At 68.3% G+C, this 24,695-nt stretch carries 20 protein-coding genes and 3 pseudogenes; 12 read left to right on the forward strand and 11 right to left on the reverse strand.

Features of this window, described 5'->3' with window-relative positions; translation table 11 throughout:
- Nucleotides 1-41 precede the first annotated feature (41 nt).
- Nucleotides 42-311, forward strand: a pseudogene (locus ACZ6TI_RS47655) (integrase core domain-containing protein); the annotation flags it as partial.
- Nucleotides 312-554: 243 nt separating this feature from the next.
- Here the strand turns inward: ACZ6TI_RS47655 and ACZ6TI_RS47660 are convergent.
- Nucleotides 555-944 (reverse strand): recombinase family protein, encoded by a 390-nt coding sequence (locus ACZ6TI_RS47660; protein ID WP_465351950.1) that lies wholly within the window; start codon nt 942-944, stop codon nt 555-557.
- 109 nt (nt 945-1,053) lie between these two features.
- Here ACZ6TI_RS47660 and ACZ6TI_RS47665 point away from each other — a divergent pair, with 109 nt between their 5' ends.
- From ACZ6TI_RS47665 to ACZ6TI_RS47675, 3 genes are read left to right on the forward strand one after another with little or no spacing between them, the layout of a single operon-like run.
- Entirely contained in the window at nt 1,054-1,335 is a 282-nt protein-coding gene (locus ACZ6TI_RS47665; RefSeq protein ID WP_465351951.1) for a hypothetical protein, read from the forward strand.
- Complete coding sequence (locus tag ACZ6TI_RS47670) at nt 1,332-1,745, forward strand: hypothetical protein (protein ID WP_465351952.1); 414 nt, start codon at nt 1,332-1,334, stop codon at nt 1,743-1,745. Before ACZ6TI_RS47665 ends, ACZ6TI_RS47670 begins: the two co-directional genes overlap by 4 nt.
- A gap of 21 nt (nt 1,746-1,766) precedes the next feature.
- Nucleotides 1,767-2,273, forward strand: a complete 507-nt coding sequence (locus tag ACZ6TI_RS47675) for an integrase core domain-containing protein (RefSeq protein WP_465351953.1) — start codon at nt 1,767-1,769, stop codon at nt 2,271-2,273.
- A 398-nt stretch (nt 2,274-2,671) separates the two neighbouring features.
- Here ACZ6TI_RS47675 and ACZ6TI_RS47680 read toward each other — a convergent pair whose 3' ends face one another.
- Complete coding sequence (locus tag ACZ6TI_RS47680; protein ID WP_465351954.1) at nt 2,672-3,913, reverse strand: ROK family transcriptional regulator; 1,242 nt, start codon at nt 3,911-3,913, stop codon at nt 2,672-2,674.
- Nucleotides 3,914-4,034: 121 nt separating this feature from the next.
- On the opposite strand from ACZ6TI_RS47680, the gene ACZ6TI_RS47685 reads away from it, so the two are divergent.
- Genes ACZ6TI_RS47685 through ACZ6TI_RS47700 form a run of 4 tightly spaced genes read left to right on the forward strand, consistent with a single transcriptional unit; the run spans nt 4,035 to nt 8,383 of the window.
- A complete protein-coding gene (locus tag ACZ6TI_RS47685) occupies nt 4,035-5,294 on the forward strand; it encodes a Gfo/Idh/MocA family protein (protein ID WP_465351955.1) in 1,260 nt (419 codons plus the stop codon).
- Between the two features lie 20 nt (nt 5,295-5,314).
- Entirely contained in the window at nt 5,315-6,574 is a 1,260-nt protein-coding gene (locus tag ACZ6TI_RS47690; RefSeq protein WP_465351956.1) for an extracellular solute-binding protein, read from the forward strand.
- Nucleotides 6,567-7,532, forward strand: a complete 966-nt coding sequence (locus ACZ6TI_RS47695; RefSeq protein ID WP_465351957.1) for a carbohydrate ABC transporter permease — start codon at nt 6,567-6,569, stop codon at nt 7,530-7,532. The genes ACZ6TI_RS47690 and ACZ6TI_RS47695 overlap by 8 nt, the downstream gene beginning before the upstream one ends.
- On the forward strand, nt 7,529-8,383 hold the full coding sequence (locus tag ACZ6TI_RS47700; protein WP_465351958.1) for a carbohydrate ABC transporter permease: 855 nt from the start codon (nt 7,529-7,531) through the stop codon (nt 8,381-8,383). Before ACZ6TI_RS47695 ends, ACZ6TI_RS47700 begins: the two co-directional genes overlap by 4 nt.
- Nucleotides 8,384-9,451: 1,068 nt before the next feature.
- On the opposite strand, the gene ACZ6TI_RS47705 is transcribed toward ACZ6TI_RS47700, so the two are convergent.
- Complete coding sequence (locus ACZ6TI_RS47705) at nt 9,452-10,441, reverse strand: hypothetical protein (RefSeq protein WP_465351959.1); 990 nt, start codon at nt 10,439-10,441, stop codon at nt 9,452-9,454.
- Nucleotides 10,442-10,505: 64 nt separating this feature from the next.
- Nucleotides 10,506-10,904, reverse strand: a complete 399-nt coding sequence (locus ACZ6TI_RS47710; protein WP_465351960.1) for a hypothetical protein — start codon at nt 10,902-10,904, stop codon at nt 10,506-10,508.
- Here ACZ6TI_RS47710 and ACZ6TI_RS47715 point away from each other — a divergent pair.
- The 4 genes and pseudogenes from ACZ6TI_RS47715 (at nt 10,884) to ACZ6TI_RS47730 (ending at nt 16,579) form a co-directional block, all read left to right on the forward strand.
- Entirely contained in the window at nt 10,884-12,776 is a 1,893-nt protein-coding gene (locus ACZ6TI_RS47715) for a hypothetical protein (RefSeq protein ID WP_465351961.1), read from the forward strand. The two genes, ACZ6TI_RS47710 and ACZ6TI_RS47715, sit on opposite strands and share 21 nt — an antisense overlap.
- A gap of 8 nt (nt 12,777-12,784) precedes the next feature.
- Nucleotides 12,785-12,898, forward strand: a pseudogene (locus ACZ6TI_RS47720) (hypothetical protein); the annotation flags it as partial.
- A 422-nt stretch (nt 12,899-13,320) separates the two neighbouring features.
- Nucleotides 13,321-15,720, forward strand: coding sequence for a polymorphic toxin-type HINT domain-containing protein (locus ACZ6TI_RS47725; protein WP_465351962.1), 2,400 nt, complete (start codon nt 13,321-13,323; stop codon nt 15,718-15,720).
- Nucleotides 15,721-15,739: 19 nt separating this feature from the next.
- Nucleotides 15,740-16,579: a hypothetical protein gene (locus ACZ6TI_RS47730; protein ID WP_465351963.1), complete on the forward strand. Its 840-nt coding sequence runs from the start codon at nt 15,740-15,742 to the stop codon at nt 16,577-16,579.
- 555 nt (nt 16,580-17,134) lie between these two features.
- Here the strand turns inward: ACZ6TI_RS47730 and mraY are convergent.
- The 7 genes and pseudogenes from mraY to ACZ6TI_RS47765 all read right to left on the reverse strand — a co-directional run bounded on the left by mraY (nt 17,135) and on the right by ACZ6TI_RS47765 (nt 24,388).
- Complete coding sequence (gene mraY / locus ACZ6TI_RS47735) at nt 17,135-18,238, reverse strand: phospho-N-acetylmuramoyl-pentapeptide-transferase (protein ID WP_465351964.1); 1,104 nt, start codon at nt 18,236-18,238, stop codon at nt 17,135-17,137.
- A gap of 28 nt (nt 18,239-18,266) precedes the next feature.
- Nucleotides 18,267-18,892: pseudogene (locus ACZ6TI_RS47740) on the reverse strand (DinB family protein).
- 284 nt (nt 18,893-19,176) lie between these two features.
- The gene (locus ACZ6TI_RS47745) at nt 19,177-20,016 is read right to left on the reverse strand and encodes a hypothetical protein (protein ID WP_465351965.1); all 840 of its coding nucleotides are present in this window, start codon (nt 20,014-20,016) and stop codon (nt 19,177-19,179) included.
- Between the two features lie 887 nt (nt 20,017-20,903).
- Entirely contained in the window at nt 20,904-21,575 is a 672-nt protein-coding gene (locus tag ACZ6TI_RS47750) for a response regulator (protein ID WP_465351966.1), read from the reverse strand.
- Nucleotides 21,572-22,756: a sensor histidine kinase gene (locus tag ACZ6TI_RS47755; protein ID WP_465351967.1), complete on the reverse strand. Its 1,185-nt coding sequence runs from the start codon at nt 22,754-22,756 to the stop codon at nt 21,572-21,574. The genes ACZ6TI_RS47750 and ACZ6TI_RS47755 overlap by 4 nt, the downstream gene beginning before the upstream one ends.
- 10 nt (nt 22,757-22,766) lie before the next feature.
- A complete protein-coding gene (locus ACZ6TI_RS47760) occupies nt 22,767-23,510 on the reverse strand; it encodes a hypothetical protein (RefSeq protein ID WP_465351968.1) in 744 nt (247 codons plus the stop codon).
- Nucleotides 23,507-24,388 carry an ABC transporter ATP-binding protein gene (locus ACZ6TI_RS47765; RefSeq protein WP_465351969.1) on the reverse strand — a complete coding sequence of 294 codons (882 nt, stop codon included), beginning with the start codon at nt 24,386-24,388 and terminating at the stop codon, nt 23,507-23,509. Before ACZ6TI_RS47765 ends, ACZ6TI_RS47760 begins: the two co-directional genes overlap by 4 nt.
- Nucleotides 24,389-24,695 lie beyond the last annotated feature (307 nt).

The following is a 24,695-nucleotide window of genomic DNA, read 5'->3' on the forward strand; positions in this document are numbered from 1 at the left end:
GGCCGGCGTCGACGTGGTGAAGATTCCGCCGCGGGCGCCTCGCGCGAAACGCGTACGCGGAGCGCTGGGTGCGTACCGTCCGGGCCGAGTGTCTGGACTGGACGTTGGTCTGGAACGAACGACAGTTGCACCAGGTGTTGACCGAGTACCTGCGGCACTACAACACCGTACGACCACACCGCAGCCTGGACCTGCAACCGCCGCGGCCGGTCGCCCGGCTGAGGCTGGTCGAGCCGGACACTCGCGAGTCTTCGGTGCAGCGAGTCGATGTGTTGGGCGGGTTGATCCACGAGTACCGCCGCGCCGCTTGAGTCACCGAAGTTTGTCGCTGCGCTGAAAATTGAGCCTTCGCTGCCCTCGCTCCATGGCCAGCACAGACTCACTAATCCTGCCGCCTCGGACTCTGGGTGACTGACGCCGTTATCCTGCCCCCGTGCCTGTACTCGATGCCGCCGATGCCTACCTCGTCGGCCTCGGCGAATCTTGGTCGCTGGCACATCGGGGTCCGGCAAGACCACGCTCGCCTGTCGCATAGCCGCTGCGCTGGGTATCCCTCATGTGGAGATCGACAGCCTTTTCCACGGGCCGTCATGGACCAAGCGCCCGTCCTTCGAGGAAGACGTACGCCGCTTCAGCGCCCGTCCGGACTGGGTTACCGAATGGCAGTACGACGCGGTCAGGGCGCACCTTGCGGAACAAGCCGACCTGCTGGTATGGCTCGACTTGCCGCGCAGAACTGTCATGCGCCGGGTCGTGAAGCGAACCATCGGCCGCCGGGCTCCGCCGGTCCACAGGCCTTTGGCGGCTTTGCGTTCCATGCCGTTGATGACGCGGTCGATGATGGTTTCGCGTTCGAACTCGGCGAAGACGTCGAGCATCTGGACCAGCATCCGGCCGACACCCGTCCGCGCTGCTACCCGGTTCGTGCCAAGCACCAAGCGCACCGGCCTGCCGCTTCACCGGAAACCGTAGCTTGAAACAGCCTGAAACCGCCTTATCGAGCTCTCCGCAGCACGCAAAGGCGCGGAGAGATCCAAGGAAGTGACATGAGCCATGAACATCACAGCCGATCCCGTCACCGCTGCCCGCGCCGCCGCCCTCTTCCTGAGTGACATCTCTGTCGCCGATCGGCCCACCCGACACCAGATGCAGCACGCGATCCTGCGCGCCATCCGGGCCCACGGCGGCAGCCGAGCCTGCATCGCCGACGTGGCCGCCTACTACGGCGACTACCCCGAGCTCGCCGCCGCCCGCATGACGTGGGCACGCACCCTCGCCGAAGGGCTCCGGCGCCGGACCACGGTGACCCGCCCGGAGCTGGTCCTGGCCGCGTGACCGCGCGTCTCACCCGGCAGGTGACGCGTCCGCGGTACACGCCGGCGGACCGAATGTTGTTGGCTGCGCTGGCGAAGCTGTTGCCGCGGGAGCGGTGGGCGGTCTTCCTGGTCACGCCGTCGACGCTGCTGCGATGGCATCGGGAGTTGATCGCCCGCCGGTGGACCTATCCGCCTACCGGTCGTGACCGGCGCGGTGTGGATGAGGAGATCGTCGCGCTGGTGGTGCGGCTGGCGAGGGAGAACCCTCGCTGGGGATATCTGCGGATCGTGGGGGAGTGCTGCACCCTCGGCGTGCGGGTCTCGGCGACCTCGGTACGGCGGATTCTGCGCCGGCGTGGTCTTGGGCCGGCACCGCGGCGGGGTGGGCTGACCTGGACCCAGTTCCTGCGCACTCAGGCTGGCGGCTAGCTGGCGACGGATTTCTTCACCGTGGAAACCGTTGGCCTGACCAGGCTGTACGTACTGTTCGTTGTCGACGTCCAACGACGGTGCGTGCACCTACTCGGGATCACCGCTCACCCCTGCGGGGCGTGGGTCGCGCAGCAGGCCCGCAACCTGCTGATGGACCTGGATGAACAAGCGCACCGGTTGCGGTACCTGATCCGGGACCGGGATACGAAGTTCAGCGCAGCATTCGACGCGGTCTTCGCGGCGGCAGGCATCGACGTGGTGAGAATTCCGCCCCGGGCGCCTCGCGCGAATGCGTACGCGGACCGCTGGGTGCGCACGGTTCGGTCCGAGTGTCTGGACTGGACGCTGATCTTCAACGAACGCCAGTTGCACGGGGTGCTGACCGAGTACCTACGCCATTACAACACTGTTCGACCGCACAAAAGCCTGGATCTGCAGCCGCCACGTCCGGCCGCTCGGCTGACGCTGGTCGGGCGGCCAGCGCACAGTCGCTGGTGGAACGGGTCGACGTACTGGGCGGGCTGATCCATGAGTACCGTCGCGCCGCTTGAGTCTTCCTGAGCCCACGCCGATGTGCTCGTACCGGGCTTGTCGTTACCCGAGGCGGCATTGTGCCGCGCCGAATAGCGCGCACCGGGCCACGACGCTCCGCGCCCGGTCCCGCTACGCCCGAGAACGGTGAAACCGCAAGCTGGCAACCTTCACCCGCCAGAGCCGCGATCAACGCCCACCCGACGCCGTTGACACCTCGCCCGCCTTCCTCGACCGCGCCTCCGTGCGGGTCCGCCGTAGGAAGATCCTCAACGGACTGATCAGCGAATACTCGCAGGCAGCGTAGCCCGAACCGTATTTCCGAGCGGTACAGCGTCGCCACCTCTGTGGAGCCGAACCTCCGGTTCAGCCACGACGTGCGCGGGCTGTGATCACCGGAACAAGCTGGTCGGTCGGGTGAGCAGCACGTGGTCGACGGCCGCGAGAGCGAAGCGCACAGCGCCGGTCAGGATTACCTCGTCGCCGAGCGTGGAGAGCCGCCATTCGGGCGGGTCGACCAGCAGGCTCGGGGAGTGTTGCGTGGCCGCCTTCAGCACGTAGTCGCTCACGGACGCGGCACCCGGCAGTTCGAACAGGCTGGTGCCAAGCACCACGAGCTGCGGGTCCAGGGTGAGCAGGACCGGGGCCATCGCCTCCGCGAGGCGGCGGCCGACGGATTCGAGCGTCTCGACCGCGCCTGGCTCCCCGGCGGAGGCGCCGCGCAGCACCTCGGCGTCGCTGTAGACGGCCCGAGGGTTGACGCCGGGCCGCTGGGCGCCGGCGGTACCGATCGCGCGGGCGGTGAGCGGGTTGCCGTCGGGGAAGATCATGAAGCCGATCTCGCCGGCCGCGCCGTGGTGGCCGTGCAGCGGGCGCCCGCCGGTGATGACACCGGCGCCCAGTCGCTCGCCGAGCAGGATGAAGATCATTTCCTGGGCCCCGGCGCCGGTGCCGCGCCACTGCTCGCCCAGCGCGGCGAGGCGGGCGTCGTTCTCGACCGCGACCGGGCAGTCCAGCGCCGCCCCCAGAGCGGCCACCACGTCCGCCTGCGCCCAATCGCGCAGGTTGTCGACGTACCGGATGCGGTTGTTGTCCTCGACCCAGCCCGGCGTGCCGACGGTGACCGCGTGGACCTGGGCAGGCGTGACGCCGGCCTCGGTGAGGACAGCGGTGGCGAGCGCGATCACCGCGTCGACGCGCTCGTCGCCGGTCAGCTCGGCGGAGACCTCCCGCTGCCGGGCCACGGTGGTGCAGCCATCCAGGTCGGCCAGGCACGCGCGGATGGACCGTACGCGGACGTCCAGACCGAGCACGAACCCGGCGGCGGGGCGGAACCGCAACCGGCGGGCGGGGCGGCCAGGCGACTGCACGCCGCGCGACGAGGTGGGCGGCGCGTCCTCGACCAGGCCGCACGCGAGCAGGTCCTCGACGATGGCCTCGACCGTGGGGCGCGACAGCTTGGTGAGCCGGGCCAGCTCGGCGACGCGCGGCGGCTCGGCGGCCTGCCGGACGGTCGCGAGCACCGCCGCCGCGTTGGCCGTCCGCAGGTCGCCCATGCCCACGACGGCGGGCGCGAGCATCGGGCGATCCCCGCCCGCGTTGCCGAGTGGCCAGGTCACCGGGGTATCCGACATCGGGGCGGCTCCCTTGAAAACGGCCGGAGAACGAGGACTTGCGTCACTCCCGGCATGAGTCTACCGTCTGGCCAATTAGAAAAAGCAATTGCTTTATCAATCTGGAGGCGCAGTGGAAGTCGTGACGGAGACACCGCCGGTCCGCGTTCTGCTGGTCGGCGCCGGCGACCGAGGTGGGACCTACGCTCACTGGATCCGGCAGCACCCGGACCGGGCCGCGATCGCCGCGGTGGCCGAGCCGGACGACGCGCGCCGGGCCGCCCTCGCCGAGCGGCACGGGCTCCCCGGCGCCGCGGCCCTCGCCCACTGGCGTCCCCTCGCCGCCGGGCCTCGGATCGCCGACGCCGTGATCATCGCGACGCAGGACGCCGGGCACGTCGCCCCAGCGATCGCGTTTGCGGAGGCCGGCTACGCCGTGCTGCTGGAGAAGCCGATCGCCCCGACCTTGGAGGAATGCCGCCGGGTCATCGAGGCGGTACGCCGCAGCGGCGTCGTCATGGGCGTCTGCCACGTGCTGCGGTACGCGCCCTACACGCTGCTGCTGCGCGACCTGCTCGCCGCGGGCGCGGTCGGCGAGATCGTCAGCGTCGACCACCTCGAGCCCGTCGGCTTCGACCACTACGCCCACTCCTACGTGCGGGGCAACTGGCGGCGCTCGGACCAGGGCGCGTCGATGCTGCTCGCCAAGTCCTGCCACGACCTGGACTGGTTGCAGTTCATCGTGGGCCGTCCCGTGCGGACGGTGGCGTCGTCGGGTGCGCTGAGCTATTTCACCCCGGCCAACCGCCCCGCCGAGGCGGCCTACCGGTGCTGCGACTGCGCGCTGCGGACCGGGTGCGCGTACTCGGCCACCGCGATCTATGGCGCCCACCTGGCCGCCGGCGAGACGGGGTGGCCGCTGAGCGTGCTCACCCCCGAGCCCGGCCCGGAGACGGTTGCGGAGGCGTTGCGCACCGGGCCGTACGGGCGGTGCGTATGGGCCTGCGACAACGACGTCGTGGACCACCAGGTGGTGGCGATGGAGTTCGACGGCGGCGCCACGGCCACCTTCACCATGACCGCGTTCACCACCGCCCGGCCCCGCGAAACCCGCATCTTCGGTACAGCCGGAGAGATCTACTGCGACGCGGACCAGATCCGGGTCACCGACTTCCGCACCCGGCGTACCGAGGTCGTAGCCGTGCCTTCCGCCGGCGACGACCCCCAGCTGAACCGCCACAGCGGCGGCGACGCCGCCCTGATGGACGCCTTCATCACCGCGGTCGCCACCCGCGACCCCCGCTGGACGGCCGCCACCGCGGCCGACGCACTCTCGGCCCACGAGGTCGTCTTCGCCGCCGAACGCGCCCGCCTCGAGCGCCGCGTCATCACTCTCCCCTGACCCAGCATTGGAGTAGCACCATGTCCAGATTCAGCAGAGCCGCCCTCGCGGCGTGCACCGCGCTCACCCTCGGCGCCTGCGGCGGCGGCGTCGGCGCCGGCAACGCGGACAGCACCGGCAGCGAGCCGGTGAAAGAGATCTCCGTCGTGATCGCCGAGATGAGTAAGGACCACACCGCGGCGTTCTGGAGCGCCTTCGCCACCCGGTACGAGCAGCAGACCGGCGTCCGGATGAAGCTCCAGATCGTCAGCTGGAACGACATCGACCAGCAAAGCAGCACAATGGTCCAGAACGGCAACCCCCCGGACATCCTCAACCTCAACGCGTACGCCAGCTACGCCCGCGACGGCCTGCTCTACCAGTCGGACGAGGTGCTCCCGGCCGCGGCGAAGGCCGACATCCTCGACGCCTTCGTCCGCAGCGGCACCTACGGCGGCAAGCTCTACGGCTTCCCCGACCTGTCCTCGGTGAGGGCGCTGTTCTACAACAAGGCACTCTTCGCCGAGGCCGGAGTCGCGAAGCCACCGGCGACCTGGCCGGAGTTCGTCACCGCCGCGCAGAAGATCACGGCCCTGGGCGACGGCCGGGTCGGGTACGCCCAGCCGCTGGGCTCCGAGGAGTCGCAGGCGGAGTTCTCGATCTGGACGTTCAACAACGGCGGCGGCTGGAAGTCCGGCGGCACGTGGACGATCAACTCCGCGAAGAACGTGGAGACGCTGCAGTTCCTGCGCGACCTGTCGGTCAAGCACGGTGTGACCCAGCACAACCCGGGCAAGACCAACCGCACCGACGGCGCCTTCCCGCTCTTCCAGTCGGGCAAGGCCGGCATGGTGGTCGGCTTCGGCCCGCTGCAGACGCAACTGGACACGAAGTACCCGGGCATCGAGTACGGCATCGCGCCCATGCCGACCAACACCGGCGGCACCCCGCAGACGTACGGCGTGACGGACTACCTGATGGCGTTCAAGAAGAAGGGCAACCAGGACGCCGTCCGCAAGTTCTACGAGCTGTACTACGCGCCCGACCAGATCAACACGTGGATCAAGTCGGAGGGCTTCCTACCGGTCACCAAATCTGGCCTGAGGGTGTTCGCCACTGACGACAAGCTGAAGGTCTACCTCGACACACTGCCCAACGTGCAGCTGACCCCGACCGACGATCCCACCTGGGACAAGGTGAAGATCGCCGTGCAGCAGAACCTGGGCACCGCCGTGGCACCGGACGGCGACCCACGCGCCGTCCTGGACGACCTCCAGCAACTGGCCGAGCGCAATGGCTGAGCGGCTCGCCGCCGCCCCGGTCCGGCGGGCGTCCCCCGCCGGGCCGGGGCGCCGCTCCCGGCCGGTCCGGCACCGGCGACCACGCCCGGGCCGCGACGCCCTGCTCTGGCTCGGGCCCGCGCTGCTGCTCATCGGCGGCGTGGTGATCTACCCGGCGATCGAACTCGCCCGCGCCTCGCTCAGCCGGTACTCGATCACGGGGCTGCGCCTGGGCGGCGCCGGCACCGACAACTACACCGCCGTGCTCAGCCACCCCGCGGTCGGATCCGTCCTGCTCAACACCCTCATCTGGGTGGCCGGTGTGGTGGGCCCGACCATCCTGATCAGCCTCGCGCTGGCGCAGTTCCTGGCGAAGGACTTCGCGGGTCGGCGGCTCGTGCGCTGGGCGGTCCTGGTTCCCTGGGCCGCATCGGTGGTCATCACCAGCCGGCTCTTCGGGCTCATCCTCAGCTACTACTACGGCATCCTCAACAAGCTGCTGACCTCGCTGCACATTATCGACGAACCGATCGACTGGCTCGGCGACGACCGCTTCTCGATGCTGTCCATCGTCGCGGTGGGCATCTTCGTCACCGTGCCGTTCACCGCGTACGTGCTGCTGGCCGGGCTCAACGCCATCCCGCGCGACGTCTACGAAGCGGCGCGGATCGACGGGGCGACGCCGTGGCAGGCGTACCGGCACGTGACACTGCCACTGCTGAGGCCGGCCCTGCTGGTGGCGACCGTTCTCGACGTCATCTACGTCTTCAACTCGTTCCCGGTGGTCTACACCCTCAACGACCGCAACCCCGGCTTCACCAACGACACCTCGATCACCTTCATGTACAAGCTGGCGTTCAAGAGCGCCGAGCACGACGTCGGCATGGCCGCCGCGGCCGGTGTCGTGAACGTCGCCCTCATCCTCGTCGCGGTGGCCTGCTATCTGCGCGTCACCGACTGGCGGAAGGAACAAGCATGACCACGCTCCTCCCGGCCCCGGCGGGCCGGTCACGCGGGCTGCGCCCGTACGCGCTCACGGCCGCCGGCGCGGTCGTCACGGCGATCTTCCTGGCGCCATACGTGGTGATGCTGCTCGACGCGCTGCGTCCCGGCGCCGACGTACTGCAGGCGCCACCAACGCTGCTACCCCGCGAATGGCAGTTCAGCACGTTCGCCGACGTGCTCGGCGATCAGCGGTTCCGCAACTGGCTGACAACCTCGCTCGTCGTCGCGGTGTCGTCCACAGTGATCGTCGTCGCGATCGCCGTACCGGCCGCGTACTACACAGCTCGCAACCGCTTCCCGGGTCGTACGGCGTTCCTGCTACTCGTACTGGTGACCCAGCTGTTCGCCCCGGCGTCGCTCGTGGTCGGCCTCTACCGCGAGTTCTTTCAGCTGAACCTCGTGAACACGTACCTGGCGGTGATCCTGACGAACGCGGCCTTCAACCTGGCCTTCGCGATCTGGATTCTGAACAGTTTCTTCGCCTCGATCCCCAAGGAGGTCGAGGAAGCCGCCCAGATCGACGGTTGCGGGCGGGTCCGGACCCTGCTGCAGGTGATGCTGCCGCTGACCCGGCCCGGCATCGTGACGGCCGGCATCTTCAGCTTCATCGCGGCCTGGAACGAGTACGTAGTCGCCCTGACGCTGATGCAGGACGACGCGAAGAAGCCCCTCAACGTCGGCATCAACTCCTACGTCACCGGTTACGAGCAGCACTGGGACCAGCTGTTCGGGGCGGCACTGATCGCGGTTGTGCCTATCGTGATCCTCTTCGCCCTCGTGGAGAAGCACCTGGTGGGTGGTCTGACAGCGGGTTCGGTGAAGTAGGCGTGTACGCCGGTATCGAGGGGCGTTGGAGGCAATCGGCGTGGACATCGTGGCGCTGCGGGCGGCGCCCAGCGGTTGCGGGCCGCGCGCTCCGTGCCACGATCGAGGTCTTGGCCCGCCTCCCGGAAGGTGTCGATCCGGGCTGCCCTGGCCGGCCAGCGCGCCGCTCATGAGGTCGAGCGCCGGGCCTGGAACCGCTTATGTCGGGGAGCGAAGCACCGTACGCCCTCCGTGGTGGTGCGAACCCGAGACGGCGCACATGTCGGCCGAGGATCGGCAACAGGCTGCCACCGCTTGCCGCCATGATTCACCAGTAGGGACGACGGAACCGCCGCCGCATACGAGATCGCGGCCACCGCATGGAACTCCCACTAGCCTCGTTCATCTCCTGCCCGGGAGAAGCAGGACACGTCGCCGGAGTACGAGAGTGAGTGCTACCGGCGGTTCGGCGGCCGCGGCACGAGTCGCTGCGGCTGTGGTGTGGGCACCGGGCTGTGTCCGTGCACGAGCGCCTGCTCGTCGCGGGGGCGGAACCGGACGGTTGGACATCCTGCTGTCCCGGCGATTGAGGCGCTGCGGGATGCCGGCGACGAGGCGAGTGCGGCCGCGTTCTCCGAGGAGCATGACCGGGACCAGATCACCCCGTGGACCATCCGGCCGGTCGTGGGCCGGCCGCTGCACCCGTCTGAGATCCCGGTCCGTGCGGTCCGGGACTGTCGTGCCCGGTGGTGGCAGTGACAGCGCCGGCCCGCCTCCTCGGCAGAAGGCCGGCCTGGCGGCGCGCAACTCGCCCGTCCGCCGAGGCTACGCACGGTCAGTCGGGTGCCCGGAATCGCTACCGGCCCGGCCTCCCCGGCGGCGCTGTTAAACAGTATTGCCATTTATGATGTTCGATGCGGTTCATGCCCGCTGGTGTGGCCGCTAGATCCTCCGGGCGAGCAGCGTGGCCGCCAGTGCTGAGCCGAGCAGACCTTCGGGCTGTGCATCCGGTGTTGTCCGCGACGTGGCCGCCCGTGCGGATCACGATCCTGGTGAAATGTGTTGAGCGCATCGGTTTTGGCCCTCCGCTTAGGAGAGGCGCCGACCCGCGCGGGCGAGCGCGTCCTCAGCTTCGCCGAGCACCGCGTTGAGTACGTGGTCACTGTATGACCACCACTCGGTGATGACGGTGAGCACGTGGACGCAGGTGTCGAGCCGGTGCCTGGCGCTGATGCCGGTGAGGCTGACCTTCTCGCCGACGGCGGCGCGCACGACATACTCCATGCCCATCGGGTCGAGCTCTGGGTCGCCCTGCTCCCACGCCTTCACGACGAGAGCGGAGATCTCCGGGAGTTGGGGGTCGTCGGGTAGGTATAGCTGCAGTGCCACGACCAGCGCGGCCTGAGCGGCCAAGAGAAGCTCGTTGCCGGTGGGAGTCTCTGTCTCCTCCGGCTCTCGGTGGTTGCGAAGGAGCACGGATTTCAGGTGCCTTGCCGTCATCGAGCGGGGTGCCTTCTTCCCGGCTTTCTTCCACGCTTTACCCGGTGCCAGGCGAAGCGGTGGGCGGGCTTCGTCGGCTGATACCGGCGCGTTCTGGTTGGTAGACAGCCGCGATCTTGCGCGGTGGTGCATGGTCGGTGGCAGGTCGGCTGGGACGCTTTCTGAAGCCGGTGGCAGCAACCCCGATCGGAGGGCGGTGGCGGCTTCATGCTCGGCCTCGGCGAGCAGCTGCCGGGTGCCGGCTTCATCGAGGCCGAGATCATCGATCAGAGCGAACAGAGCGGCGTACATAATTCGCGCCGTTGGTGCTGAGCCGCCGGATGTCATGAGCCATTGCTCGCCGGCTGCGCCGCGGATGAGTCCCTCCACGGCGTATGGCGCGAAACCGGTGGCGTCTGGGGCGGCGTCCACGACCCGGTCAACGAATCGGGCAACCGTGGGTCGTTGGGCCGGGGAGCCGAAGCGGAGGCGTGCGGCGAGGACGAACGCGGCGGGTATCAACTCGAAAGGTTTGTTGGCGAGCAGTGCCCGAAGCTGCAGGCACTGCGCTTGATCGCCGGCAAGCTCGGCGATCAACATCCGAGCTTCCGGGCCCAGGGTTTGTTCGCGAGGCCTGGTGTGGTCGCCGTGCGTCGGCATTCGGTTACCTTCTCCCACTTCTTGTACGCACGAAATAGTAGATTACCGTGGCAGCGAGACTGAATGCATCGGCGGGGTCTATGCCTTCGGCCGCCGGGTTGTCCATGACGGGGTAGTTGTTCCTTACCCCTATCGCGCTGCCAGGGTCCTTGATGCGGGCAGCGTCACCAATTGTCCCGACATATTTCGGGGCATCACCGATGTCGTCCTCCGGTGTTTGACCAACCAAATTGGATAGGAAATCGTCGGTCTTCTTCTGCTTCGCGTCGATCTCGCGTGGCAGGACCTTGCCGTCGGGCCGCTCCGGAAGGGTTCTGGGTCTCGCACGGCCCTTGCCGTTGCCCGGGTGTCCGTTGTTTCCGCCGGACGGCTTCTTCACAAAATGTTGGCGCACGACTTCCACGAGAACGTCGAGGCGCTCAAACCGACCGGCGCGATCGTCCAGGTCACCTACTCGCTGCCCGACTGCACGTCGGGCGACCTGCCGTCGTCGCCACAAAGCAACGAACGCCGTTGTTATCCGGTTGAGGGGCCCAACCCCTACGACCCGGGCGGACCGGACATCACCGAGTACTGGCACAAGTACGTGGTGGAGAAGATCTCCCAGGCCGACGTCCAGCTCCAAGACGGACGGCAAGGACCGACGGTCAACACCTATTACCAGTACGAGGACAGCCCGGCGTGGCACTACGCCGACGACGACGGCTTGACCAAGCCCAGTCGGCGAACATGGGACCAGTTCCGCGGCTACCGGATCGTGGCCGTCCGCGTCGGCGACAGCAACCAGACGCTGACCAGAACGAAGTATCTGCGCGGCATGCACGGCGATCGAGCCAACGCCGCCGGCGGGAAGCGCACGGTGACGGTCGACGCCACCATCGGCGACGAAACGGTCTACGACGAGGACCAGTTCGCCGGCATGGTCCGCGAGCAGGTCACCTACAACGGCACCGAGGACAAGCCGATCACCAAGCAAGTCAACGTGCCGTGGCGCTCGACAGCGACCGCCACCCGCGACGGCATCAGCGCCCACTTCACCGGCACCGCGACCACCTATGACGCCACCACCCTCGGTGCGAACGGCGAACGCGGCTGGCGGATCACCGCACAGCGCAGCGACTTCGACGATGTCTACGGCACCGTCAAATGGGCGCAGGACGACGGGGACACCGCGAGGACCGGTGACGAGCAGTGCGTTACCACCGCCTACCGACCCAACGTCAACCGGAACATCACCACACTTCCTAGCCGGGTGACCACGACGGCCCTACCGTGCGGCACCACCCCGACCAAACCGGAAGAGGTCATCGACGACTCCGCGACGTTCTACGACGGCGCCACCACGTCGACCACGGCGCCGACGCGTGGTGAGAAAACCCAGATCGACGAATTGAAGGAATGGACAGCCGGATCCGGAACGGCGTGGCTGACTACCGTGAAATCGACCTACGACGACTTCGGACGTCCGGGGTCCACCACCGACGTGAAGGGCAACACCAGCACCATCGCGTACTCGCCGGCCACCGGACTCACCACACAACTGACCGAGACGAATCACCTGGCCTGGGCGTCGACAACCTCGCTGGCACCGTACTGGGGCTTGAAGACCAAATCGGTCGACCCGAACGGGAAGTTCGCCGAGGCACAATACGATCCGCTCGGCCGGACGGCCCGGGTGTGGGAGCTGGGCTGGGCCAGAGCCGACCACCCGACGCAGCCGTCATCTCGATACTCGTACGGCTACGCCCCGGAGCGCAACCAGTACCCCTACGTCAAGGCTGAGGCGCTGAACGCGGGCGGCGGCGTGGACGTGACATACACGATCTACGACGGTTTGCTGCGCACCCGGCAGACTCAGACCGAGTCACCAGGCACCGACCGCGTCGTCACCGATACCCAATACGACGCGTACGGCCGGGAGTCGATGACGTTCGGCCCGCACGCCGAGCCGGGCGGCCCCTCGTCCACGCTGTGGTGGGAACCGGAATGGTCCGTGCCGACCCAGAACGTCACGACCTATGACCGGGCCGGCCGCGCCACGAAGGTCGACTTCCGCTCCGGTGACGGCGTCACGAACATCGTCACGAAGTGGAGCACCACAACGGCATACGCGGGCGACCGGGTGACCGTGGTCCCGCCGCCGGGGGGACCACCACGACGACGGTCACCGACGCGCAGGGCCGCACGGCCGAACTCTGGCTCTACACCGCTCCCGGCGGCGAAGACGGAGCGCACCGCACGACCCGGTACCAATATGACCGTAAGGACCAACTGACCAAAGTCATCGACAACGGCGGCAATGAATGGACCTACAAATACGATCCGCGGGGACGCAAGATCGAATCTAAGGACCCCGACAGCGGCCGCGTGCAGATGGAATACAACGTCGCCGGTGAGCTGACCAAGGCGACCGACGCCGAAAACAAGGTGCTGGCATATTCCTACGACTCGCTGGGCCGCAAGACGGGACTGTATGACGGTTCCGTCTCCGACGCGAACAAGCGGGCCGAATGGAAATACGACACCCTCGCAGCGCCGGGCCGCCCGAAATGGGGCGGGCAACTTACCGAGACGATCCGGTACGACCACGGCAACGCCTATAAATGGCAGGTCATCAACTTCACGAGCCGCTACGGCGTGGCTGGCGATCAGTGGATCATTCCGACTGCGGAAACGGGACTGGCCGGCACCTACGTCTACGGGCACGGCTACTCCGCGTATACCGGGGCGCCGACGAGAATCGAATTCCCGAGCGCCGGCGGTCTGACCCCGAGCTCGTCACCACCAAGGTCGACGCGGCGAGCGGGCTGCCGACATCGTTGGAGACCACGGCGACCGGTGTCGGCACCTACGTCGCAGGGCAGCAGTACAGCGCCTACGGCGAACCGACGATCGGCATGCGGAAGATCACCTCCGGTGTCTATGCCGAGGAAGTCATTTCGTATGAGCCGGACACCCGCCGCGTTCACGAGGTGAAGGTCCGGCCAGAGACGGCGAGCGGCACGGTGTCGGACAAGGTCTACAAGTACGACGGGGCCGGCAATATCGACCGGATCACCGACACCCCCGCGGTCGGTTCGTCGGAAACACAATGCTTCGACTACGACGCCCTGCGCCAGCTGACCTCCGCTTGGACGCCGAAGACCGGCGTCGCCTGCGAAACCGCACCGACCGTCGCCAACCTCGGCGGCCCGGCACCGTACTGGCTCGACTGGAACATCGACGATGTCGGCAACCTCACCGGCGAGGTCTCGCACACCGCGGCCGGCAACACGACCCGCGCGTTCGCTGTGCCGGCCAGCGGCGCTTCCGTGGTCCGGCCGCACGCGATGACCGGCCAGACCGAGACCGTGCCGGGTCAGACCCCGAAGACGACCGCCTACACCTACGACGCGACCGGGAACACGGTCGGCCGTACCGGACCCGCTCAGAGCCAGACAATGACCTGGGACGCGGAAGGGCGTCTGGCGAGCGTCTCGGAGGGGTCCGCCGCAACCACGCACGTCTACGGCCCGGACGGCGGTCGCCTGATTCGCCGGGACGCGACGAGCGCCACGCTCTATCTGCCCGGCATGGAACTTCGCCGGCAGGGCAGCACGACCAACGCCACCCGCTACTACAGCTTCGCGGGCCGGACGGTGGCCTCGCGGGTACCCGGCACGCAAACCCTGACCTGGCTCTACGAGGACCACCAGGGCACGCAGAATCTGAGCATCAACGCCTACACGCAGAAGGTGGACATCCGCCGGCAGACCCCGTACGGCAGACCGCGCGGCACTCAACCTGTGTGGCCCACGTTGAAGGGCTTCGTCGGCGGCGACGTCGACCCGACCGGCCTGGTCCATCTCGGCGCCCGCGAGTACGACCCGGTTTCGGCCCGGTTCATCTCGGTGGATCCGCTGCTCGATCTCGCCGACCCGAAACAATGGAACGGCTACGGCTACTCCAACAACAACCCGGTCACCTTCGCCGACCCCACCGGCCTGATGTTGGACTGCATGGTCGGCGACAAGATGGTGTCCTGCGGAGCGCCGACCTACAACAACACCGGCGGCACCGGACAGCCGTCCCACGCCGGCGGCAGTAGCGGCGGCGGCCATCCCAGCCAGGGCGGCGGGGGCTCCCGGCGCAGAAGCAACGCCAGCCCGCCGAAGCGTCCCGCCGAAGTCTGGTACTTCTCCACCAAGGTGACCGCCCCCACCTGGGACGTCTACACCGACGCCTACCTCGCAGCCATGCGCAAATGGAAGGAGTGGGGCGCCCGGGACCCGCAGGCGCAGTGCATGGCCACGGAGAACACCTGCGTCGGCGCTGACATCTACGACGTCACGTTCTTCGCCGAGCAACTGTGCGGTCAACCCGGCATCTTCTGCCCAGCCCATGTCGACCCGGGAGCGGCCGGCATCGCCAACAGCGCTGCAAGCGGCCTCTTCGCCGGCCGCGACGGTGGCGGCGGCCAGCGTGGGTCCACCGGCCGAGGTGGCAGCACGTCGGCTGCGAAACCGAGTTTCTGCAGCTTCTCCGGTGATACCGAGATCCTCATGGCTGACGGCTCGACGAAACGGATCGACGCCATCAAGCCCGGCGACGTGGTGCTGGCGACCGACCCGGCAACCGGGGAGACCGGGCCGCAAGCCGTCGAGCGCGCATGGGTCCACGACGACCAACTGCGGCTCCTGTCCACCGCCGCCGGCGCCATCTCCACCACCGAGGACCATCCATTCTGGAACGCCACCGAACGAACATGGGAACGCGCCGACAAGCTCACTGACGGCGACCGATTGGCGACGCCGTCAGGATTCGTCACGGTCACCCAAGGAACCGGCGCCACCTCACGCAACGCCGCAGCGTACAACCTCACCATCGACGGCCCCCACACGTACTATGTGCTCGCCGGCAACACACCGGTGCTCGTCCACAACGTCGGACCCTGTAAGAATCCACTGACAGCAGATCAGCAGAAAGACGTCGCTAACTGGTACAAGGGCATGACCAAAGTCAACGGCAATTACGGTAAGGCGCCGGTGTGCGAAATCAGAAAGCCGGGCGCAGGACTGCCGCGCTATTACAGTCGAGATCTCGACCAGCACAACGGTGGTGTGTTCAAGGGTGCAAACCGGATTGAAAACCTATGGAGCAAGGACACTCGCTCGGGAACATACGGCCTTGATATTGACGGCAACGGGATGGTAACCGGCCTCGTCAGAGTAGGTGACTGAATTGGCTTGTCGCTGGTGGGTGATCTACACCGTTGGTGGTCGATTGTCGGACGATTCGGCCGCCGTGCTCGAGCGTCTTTTCGCCTTGACGACAGATTCTTCGGTCGCGGTGCGCGAGCCAGAGGTGTGGAGCCGGGCCTCACGCTGGCCAGCCTCCGAATACCATGACGGTCACTCGCTTACCGCAGTCGCGGCAATTTCCTTGATTAACAAAATGATCGCAAGTGCGGAGTTTTGGTGCCGCCTCGTCACCGACCTCGTCGAGGTGCATGTGGCCGAGGACGTGATCTACGTAGGAACGGTTGGACCGGAACTGGATGAACTTATCTCACTGGCTGCGGAGTTGGTCGACTCGTCGCCGTATGCCATTGATAGGACAAGTTTCTCCTATTATCCGCCAGCCGACGATGGATTTTGGCGCGAAATGCGGATGGATGTCGACTCGGGAGCCGGAGAAATGTTGATTCTCCAGCAGTGGGCGGCGGGATTCGGAGGCGAGCGCTGGCACCACGTTGCCTCACTCGGAGATCTGGAGGCCGTGCAACGAGCCTTCATTCCCAGAGCCCTCTACGCGGTCTTCCGATGCCCTCGGCTAGTCCGACGTTCGGAGTGCTCGGGGCAGCCGATATCCGCCGTTCTCGGCGAGGAACCGCTACTGGCCAACGTGCGGGTCTTTCGCGACCTGGGCGTTTTCCCGTTGAGCGTGGAGCACATCGCCAGCGATCAGGAGCTGGCGCAAATTTGGGAATCATTGGGCCCTCGGGGTTCGGTGTTCCTGTGGGATGATGACACCGTTGTCTCCTACGCTGCCCAACCGGATGCCGATGGACCAGTCCGGGCGGCATCCTCCTTTCAGTAGCGATCGGGTGTACAAGTTCGCCGTTGGCGGCCCGGGTTGCCGTCACGGTTGCCGTCGGCGGCGACCATGCGTGGACATGCGTCGATGGCATTGCGGCGGCTGGGTCGGGCCGGTTAGTGGCGTGCCGCGCAGTGGTGCGGCGTCGATCCCCAGAACACTCACCGACGGTTGTTGGCGAAGGGATCGTCGCGACCTGGCTGTCCTTCTCGGCCGGCCGCCGGCCGCGGGTCCGTTGGAGGATTATGCGGCGTGCTTCGATGAGTTGTTCTCCCGGCTGGCCCAGCGGCGAGGTATCCGTAAGTATCTGACCGGCCTGCTGGCGCCACGCGACCGTAACAAGACGTTGACGGGCAGCCGAGGACGCCACGCAGCGCGGCTGGCTACGTGAGGTCGAACGGCACAACGCCATCGCAAGGCGTATAGCAGGGCTGCTGGACGAGCTTGCCCCCTGAAACCAACTGTCAGGACCGGGTCGGGCGCCGGGGCACCCTGGTGAGACCAGGCTGCCCCGTGCGGACCGCCGTCTGCGGCACGACAAGGGCGTGTCGCGTGACCTTATCCGACGACGGCCAGGAAATCCGAGTAGAACAGGCCCAGGCCGACTGCCACGCAGACGCCGGCCACGATCCAGAACCGGACCACAATATTGACCTCGCTCCACCCGGCCAGCTCGAAATGGTGGTGCAACGGCACCATCCGGAAGACACGTCTACCGGTGGTCCGGAACGAGACAATCTGGATCACCCAGGTCACCGTGATGAGGACAAAGAGCCCGCCAATCATGATGGAGAGCAGCGTAGTGCGGGTGGCCACCGCAAGCCCGCCGATCAGGGCGCCGAGCCCGAGCGCGCCCACGTCACCCATGATGATCCGCGCTGGGGACGTGTTCCACCACAGGAAGCCCACGCAGGCGGCGGCAGCCGCCGCAGCGATCATCGCGATCTCCAGTGGGTCCCGCACCTGGTAGCAGTAGGCGTTGTGCACCGCGTAGTCGGTGTCACCGCACCAGTGCCGGTACTGCCAGAAGCCGATCAGCGCGTACGCGCTGAGCACCAGGACCGACGCGCCGGTGGCCAGGCCGTCGAGGCCGTCGGTGAGGTTCACGCCGTTCGACATCGCGGTGATCACGAAGACGAACACCATCACTGAGCCGACCTTGCCGACGTTCAACCAGCTGATGTCTCGGATCAGCGAGATGTGCTCGCTGGCCACGGTCTGGCCGTTGGTGCTGGCCCAGTAGAGCGCCGCGATGCCGAACCCGCCGCCGACGATCGCTTGGCCGAGCAGCTTGCCTTTGGCAGACAGGCCGTCGGAGTTGCGCCGGCGCACCTTGAGCAAGTCGTCGAGGAAACCGACCGCGCCGCAGAAGACGAACAGCCCGAGCAGGACGAGAGCCGTCATGGTCGGCCCCTCCTGCGCAATCTGCCGTTCGGGCAGGGTGGTCAATGCGATGTGCCCAGCAACGTAGGCGAAGACGGTCGCCACGATGAAGACGACGCCGCCCATCGTCGGGGTGCCCTTCTTGCCTTCGTTGCTGGCGAGCCCGATCGATCGAATCGGCTGTCCCGCCTTGAGCGCCGTGAAGACTCGGATCGCCACCGGCGTGCCGAACAGCGAGATCATGAACGCCACCGCCGCCGCGACGATGACCGCCCTCATGGGCGAGCCTCTACAAGATCTAAACTTCTCACGGCGCGGTCCCTACCGTGCCCTGTACGTCGGACGAGTCAGCATGGTCCGAGTCATCGGCCGCTTCCTGAGCAGCCCGCTCGACTTTCGCCCGGTATGCCTCGCGCGCGCCGCCGTGTCGATTTGTTCCTCGTACTCTGCCGCCACCCCGGTCCGGCCGTCGATCTGCTCACGCAGGATGTCGGCCTGCCCGGCATGCCGGGCGGTCTCCTGAAGGATATGGACCATGACGTTGAATAGCTTCACCTCGGGCCGCGACCACCACGGCACGTGGCCAGGCGCGTCGAGAGCAAGCTCCTTGATTGTCGCGTCCGCATGTTCCCAAGCGCGCTGATAGAAGTCGATGATCTGCTCGCTGGTCTCGTCCGGGGTCACCCACAGGTCGCTGCCGTCCGCGTCCTGCCATCGCCCCAGCGGCACCGGGGATGGGCGGTCGAAGACCTCGCCGAAATACCATGCCTCCACGGTCGCCATGTGCTTCACCAGGCCAAGGAGGTTGGTCCCCGTCGCTGCCAACGGGCGCCGAATGTCGTACTCGGACAGGCCGTCGAGTTTCCAGATCAGCGCCTGACGTATCCGCCTGAGCTGGGTGTGCAGATGGCTTTTCGTGAAATCATCGATCACGGGACATGAGCTTGCCATCCGACAGCAACGGAGCCACACCCCCGAAGGCCAGCAGCGTGTCAACGCTGCTGTCGAGACGGTCTTGACTACGCTCAACTCGTAGCCACACGCCCGGACCGGTCCCTGCGTGGTCACCAGTCGGACTCTGCGGCCAAGTTGTCGAGATAAACCCCCTGGAACGTCAACAACAGCATCCACGGCACAACAACCGTTGAGTGCTGTCCTGTTTATCCGCGCTGATCCGGACGGAGCCGCAGAGCCGGTCTCCGTCCGGAATCCGTGCGTCACTCAGCGCAGAATGCCTGTACCTCCACTTGCCAGTCGACGGCGGTAGTGCCGATCTCCCGGACCGTGGCCTCGGCGGCGAGGAGCTGCGGCGGCGGATTCAGCGTCGCGATCGAGGCGTCACCGACGGCGCCGGTGACCACCGCGCCGACTCCGTGGACCTGGGCTGTGCCGCCGCAGGTCGGTGTGGTCTCGGTCTTGGGCGTGATCGAATTACGCGCGCTGACCCACGTTTTCAGGACTGGGGCGTTGAGAGGCGGGTCCCCGCAGATGACAAATGTCCGCAGGCCCCAGCTGCCGGCCGCCGCGTTGTTCGTGTACGCGGTGACCGTTCCGGTGGTGAGGTTCGAGTCGAATTTGACCTCATCGATGGCGACCTGCCCGGAATCCTCGGTCAGCGCGAAGCCGACGCTGTGGGCCACCGCGTTCCCCGTGCAGGTGGCGTCGACGATCTTCGGTGAGGCCGGGACCGAGGCGGCGAAGTTCTCCTCGATCTGCAGGTTGGCCGGTTCGGTGCCGGCGGGCGCGCAGATGGCCCATGCGATCACCTGCCACGCGGAAGCCACGGCGACGTTCTCGACCCCTGTCGCCGTCACCGAGTCGGTCGCGAGGTCAGGCACCATCTGGGTCAGCAGGACGTTGCCTCGCCCGTTTTCGATCGTCGCGCCCATCCCGACGAGCCGGTCGTTGCCGGTGCAGGACGCGATCGCGTCTTTGGGTGAGGTGGCGTCGTTGGCGCTCGAGCCTTGCTCGCGTTGCGGGTCGGCCACGGCCTGCGCCGGACCTGGCGGCACCGTCAGCGCGGCCGCGGTGACGGCGAACGCAACGGCCCCGAACATCAAGTGTCTTCGTGGACTGTGAGTCACGGAACTTCCTTTCGTCCGCGCCGCCGATGGATCGGCTGCGCTGCAAGAAGGCTCCGCGTCAGCGTCATGGTGGCGTCATGGTCGCGTCGGGCCTGCGCACGGCGGCTCCCACCGGAGTGAGCCGCCGACCCAGTAGGAAGCGACCCGTGGGGCCGGGCACAGATCGTCGGGTCGGGCTCGGGTCCGCCGTAGTCGCGCATCGCGTGGACACGCGAGCATTGGGCTTGGGTGCGCCGCCGGGCAGGCGTCGGCAGCACCACGGGCCCTGGCGAGGTGGCCGCGCAGTACATCGACATCACCGGTCCGGATCTGAGCGCTCCAGACCGGGGCCGCGGAAATGCGACTGACCTTCGGCCGGGACCCGGGATGCTCTTTAGAACGACGCGCACCGCTCTTGGCTACGCGACCACTACGGGGTTTCCTTCGTGAAGGCAGCAAAAGGGCCGTCCATGAAAGTGCCGCTACCAACTGCGAGCATCCTCATCCGCCGCGTTCTGCCTCCGGAACTCGACCGGCTCTTGGCGGCCTCGCCGGAAGCCTGGCGCGCGGCACTGCGCTCGGCCTCCGAGGACTCGATCATTCGCGCGGTCAGCGATGGCGACCTCGAACGGATGACCGGGGAACTGGACCGGCTAAGCATCGCCGAACCTGGCCTGGGCGACGGATCTCGCCGCCGCGTTCGGCCGCCTCGCCGCACTGCCACGCTTCAGCATCTGACACGACTGCCGCGACCCGCAGACACGCACGGAGGAACCCGACCACAGCGCCGGGCCACAACCACGCCCACCACGCCACGCGACCGCGCAGAGATCAACAAACCGCCTCAACCACCATGAACAACGGTTAGCGAAAGACCGAGGCTAGCCGCCGCGGGCGACGACGCCGTGCTCGTACGCGAAGACCACGATCTGCACCCGGTCACGCAGGCCGAGCTTGGCCAGCAGCCGGCCCACGTGCCCCTTCACCGTCGCCTCCGACAGCGTCAACGCGCCGGCGATCTCGGTGTTCGTACAGCCCCGGGCCACCAGGTCGAGGACCTCGCGCTCGCGGCCGGTGAGCCGGTGCAGCACTTCGGCGGTGGGTGAACGCCCGGTCGACGGGTCGGGCAGGTGCGGCATGAAGGCGTCGAGCAGCCGGCGGGTGACGGCCGGCGCCACGACCGCGTGCCCGCCGGCCACCGCGTGGATCGCGGTCACCAGGTCGGCCGGGAGGACGTCCTTGAGCAGGAAGCCGCTGGCGCCCGCGCGCAACGCCGCATAGACATACTCGTCCAGGTCGAAGGTGGTAAGCGCCAGCACGCGGGCCGGGCTGCCGGACTCCACGATGGCCCGGGTGGCCTCGATTCCGTCCATCACCGGCATGCGGACGTCCATCAGCACCACCTCCGGCCGCAATGCCCGGGTCATCGCGACGGCCTGCGCGCCGTTGCCCGCCTCGCCGACGACCGTGACGTCCGGCTGCGCCTCCAGCACCAGCCGGAAGCCCAGCGACACCAAGGGCTGGTCGTCGACCAGCAACACGGAGACATTCATGAGCCGACGTCCACCGGCGCGTTGTCGCTGCTGAACGGCAGGTGGGCCGTTACTCGCCAGCCAGGGCCGGAGCGGGGGCCGGCCTCGATCCGGCCGCCGTACGACGTGGCCCGCTGCAGCATCCCGGTCAGGCCGTGCCGGTCGGCGCCGGCCGGGCCCGGCGCCGTCCGCCCGGCGCCGTCGTCGACCACCTCGATCTCTGCGCCGTCCGCCGTGTACCGGAGCCGGACCTCGGCGTCGGCGCCGGGGCCGGCGTGTTTGAGCGTGTTGGTGAGCGCCTCCTGGACGATCCGGTAGACCACGAGGCCCGCGCCGGGTCCCCACGGGCCGGGCAGGCCCTCGCGGACCAGCGTGATCCGGACTCCGGCCGCACGGATCCGGTCCAGCAGCGCGTCGAGGTCGCCGAGGCCAGGCTGCGGCGCCCGTCCGTCGGTGCAGCTGCGAAGCACCCCCAGCAGCCGGCGCATCTCGCCGAGGGCCTGCCGTCCCGTGGCCGACACCTGGGTCAGCACGCCCGCCGCCCGCTGCGGGGAGGCCGGCAGCGTAGCCGCCGCGCCGTCGGACAGGGCCACCATCACCGCGATGTGGTGGGCGACCACGTCGTGCATCTCGCGGGCGATCCGGGCCCGCTCCTCGGCGACCGCCAGCCTGGCCTGCTGGTCGCTTTCCCGGGCGAGCCGGTCGGCCCGGGACTCGAGTTCGCTGAGGTAGGCGTGGCGGGTGCGCTGGTTCATGCCCACCAGGGCGGTCGAGACGGTGATCGCGGACACCGCGACGAAGGCACCCCAGGCCGTGCTGTCGTCCAGCCGGCCGCCGAATCCGGGCAGGATCGTGCCGGCGACGGCCGGCCACACGTACCGGACGGGACGGTGCCGGGCGACGGCGTGTAGCGCGATCAGCGGGACGAGGATCGCCGCCGGGGATTGGGCGCCGAGGGACTGGGCGCCGACGAGCAGCACCATGACCGACCAGAAGACCAGCACCGGCGCCCGGCGCCGCCACAGGAGCGGCACCGGGAGCAGCGCGACCGACGCCCAGTCCAGCAGGTCGGTCTGGGTGACCGTCGCGCCGGTCCGGCCGGTCAGGATGAGGCCGCAGGCCGCGGCGGCGGCGAGGGCCACCACCGCGTCCAGCACCCCCGGGTAGCGCCGGGCGGCCACGCTGAGCTCGCGCATCCTCATCCGCCCATTCTCACGGGTCCCGCCGCCACAGCACCATGCCGCCGAGGGCGAGCACGGCCGCTACCCACGCGACGGTCACCAGCGTGGCCGGGCCGGCGGCCAGCATCCGGAACGGATTGTCGCCGGTCGTGTACATCGCCTGGGCGGCGGCGACGGGGACGTAGCGGACGATGTCCTCGCCCAGCCGATCCGGCAGGGCGGCCTGCAGCAGCGCGGGCAGGAGCAACATGGACAGCACGTACACGGTGATCGCGGTCGCGGTGTGCCGCAGCAACGCGCCGACGCCCAGGCCGAGCAGGGCGAACGCCACCGAGGCCGCGACGGCACCGCTGGAGGTCCGAACCACGTTCGTCCCAGGCGGCCCGTCCTGCCCGGCGAGGAGCCGATTCGCAGCGAGCGCCGCGGTGCAGATCACGACCATGAGCGGTACGGCCGCCGCGGTCAGCACGACTGCCTTGGCCAGCAGCACCGGCAGCCGGCGCGGCACCGCCGCGAACGTCGCCCGGATTAGGCCGGAGCCGTACTCGCCGGTGATCATCATGATCCCGAACACGCCCAGGACCAGGGCGACGAAGTCGATACCGAGCAGGGCGCCCGAGACGTCGGCCCGGTGCGCGTGCCGCCCGGTCGCCCCGGCCAGGGCAACAGTGAGCAGGGTGATCGTGCCCGCTACCACCCAGGTCGAGCGCAGCGCGAACAGTTTGGTCCACTCAGCACGGACGACGCGCGGGAAAGTGATCCGGTAGGCGCTCATGATCGGGTCAGCTCCATGTAGGCCTGCTCCAGCGAGGCCCGGCGAGGGGTCAGCTCGTGCAGCACGAGGCGATGCTCGGCCGCGGCCGCACCGATCGTCTCGGCGGCGAGCCCGTCGACCTCCACCAGCCCGGGCTCCAGCCCCGTCACCGTCGCCCCGCGGCCGAGCAGGACGTCCCGCAGGGCGGTGGCGTCCGGCGACCGGACCAGCACCCGCCCCACCTCGACCCGGGCGATCAGCTCGGCGACGGTCGTGTCGGCGAGCAGCCGCCCGCCGCCGACGATCAGGAGGTGTTCCGCGGTCACGGCCATCTCGCTCATCAGATGGCTGGAGACCAGGACCGTACGGCCCTCGGCAGCAAGTTCCTTGAGCAGCGTCCGGATCCAGAGCACGCCGTCGGGGTCAAGCCCGTTGACCGGCTCGTCCAGGATCACGACGGCCGGATCGCCGAGCAGCGCGACGGCGATGCCGAGCCGCTGGCCCATGCCGAGCGAAAACTCGCCCGCCCTGCGGTGCGCGACCGCGGCGATCCCGGCGACGGCCAGCACCTCGTCGACCCTCCCGGCAGGCAGCCCGTGCGTCCGAGCCAGCGCCAGCAGATGGTTCCGGGCGCTGCGCCCGCGGTGTATCGAGCGCGCCTCCAGCAGCGCCCCGACCTCACACAGCGGGGCCGGGAATGCCCGGTACGGGCGGCCGTTGACCGTCGCCGTACCCGACGTCGGGCGGTCCAGCCCGATCATCATCCGCATCGTGGTGGACTTGCCGGCACCGTTCGGCCCGAGGAAGCCGGTCACTCGCCCCGGCCGGACGGCGAACGACAGGCCGTCCACGGCGGTGGTCGCGCCGTAACGTTTGACCAGGTCTTGTACTTCAATCATGGGTTCGACGCTAGGTTCCGCCCGCGCCGCCGGGGAGCACCCACGGTCGCGACCGATGGCCGGCGTCCCGCTACCGGGGTAGCACGGCCGGTCGCCTTCGCGACCGAGAACCGGTGCTCGCCGGGCCCGGGCCGACAGCCCGAGCCCGGCGTTCGTTACATCGACTCGGTTTGTGGCGCGGCCCGGACCTGGACGGGCACCACCAGGGTCGCGACCAACGCGGCGACGAACCAGATCCGTCGCACCAAAGGCCGCGCGGCCGGACCGAGGGGAGCGCGGGGGCCCTTCCGGGGCCGTGGCGGCCCGC

It is taken from the genome of Actinoplanes sp. NPDC051388, assembly GCF_055586225.1.

Excerpts from the sequence above, each read along its gene's own strand:
- ACZ6TI_RS47665 (WP_465351951.1), top strand. The coding sequence starts at position 1,054 with ATGAACATCACAGCCGATCCCGTCACCGCTGCCCGCGCCGCCGCCCTC.
- ACZ6TI_RS47680 (WP_465351954.1), bottom strand. The coding sequence starts at position 3,913 with ATGTCGGATACCCCGGTGACCTGGCCACTCGGCAACGCGGGCGGGGAT.
- ACZ6TI_RS47690 (WP_465351956.1), top strand. The coding sequence starts at position 5,315 with ATGTCCAGATTCAGCAGAGCCGCCCTCGCGGCGTGCACCGCGCTCACC.
- ACZ6TI_RS47695 (WP_465351957.1), top strand. The coding sequence starts at position 6,567 with ATGGCTGAGCGGCTCGCCGCCGCCCCGGTCCGGCGGGCGTCCCCCGCC.
- ACZ6TI_RS47700 (WP_465351958.1), top strand. The coding sequence starts at position 7,529 with ATGACCACGCTCCTCCCGGCCCCGGCGGGCCGGTCACGCGGGCTGCGC.
- ACZ6TI_RS47705 (WP_465351959.1), bottom strand. The coding sequence starts at position 10,441 with ATGTTGATCGCCGAGCTTGCCGGCGATCAAGCGCAGTGCCTGCAGCTT.
- ACZ6TI_RS47715 (WP_465351961.1), top strand. The coding sequence starts at position 10,884 with ATGTTGGCGCACGACTTCCACGAGAACGTCGAGGCGCTCAAACCGACC.
- mraY (WP_465351964.1), bottom strand. The coding sequence starts at position 18,238 with ATGAGGGCGGTCATCGTCGCGGCGGCGGTGGCGTTCATGATCTCGCTG.
- ACZ6TI_RS47745 (WP_465351965.1), bottom strand. The coding sequence starts at position 20,016 with ATGTTCGGGGCCGTTGCGTTCGCCGTCACCGCGGCCGCGCTGACGGTG.
- ACZ6TI_RS47750 (WP_465351966.1), bottom strand. The coding sequence starts at position 21,575 with ATGAATGTCTCCGTGTTGCTGGTCGACGACCAGCCCTTGGTGTCGCTG.
- ACZ6TI_RS47755 (WP_465351967.1), bottom strand. The coding sequence starts at position 22,756 with ATGAGGATGCGCGAGCTCAGCGTGGCCGCCCGGCGCTACCCGGGGGTG.
- ACZ6TI_RS47760 (WP_465351968.1), bottom strand. The coding sequence starts at position 23,510 with ATGAGCGCCTACCGGATCACTTTCCCGCGCGTCGTCCGTGCTGAGTGG.
- ACZ6TI_RS47765 (WP_465351969.1), bottom strand. The coding sequence starts at position 24,388 with ATGATTGAAGTACAAGACCTGGTCAAACGTTACGGCGCGACCACCGCC.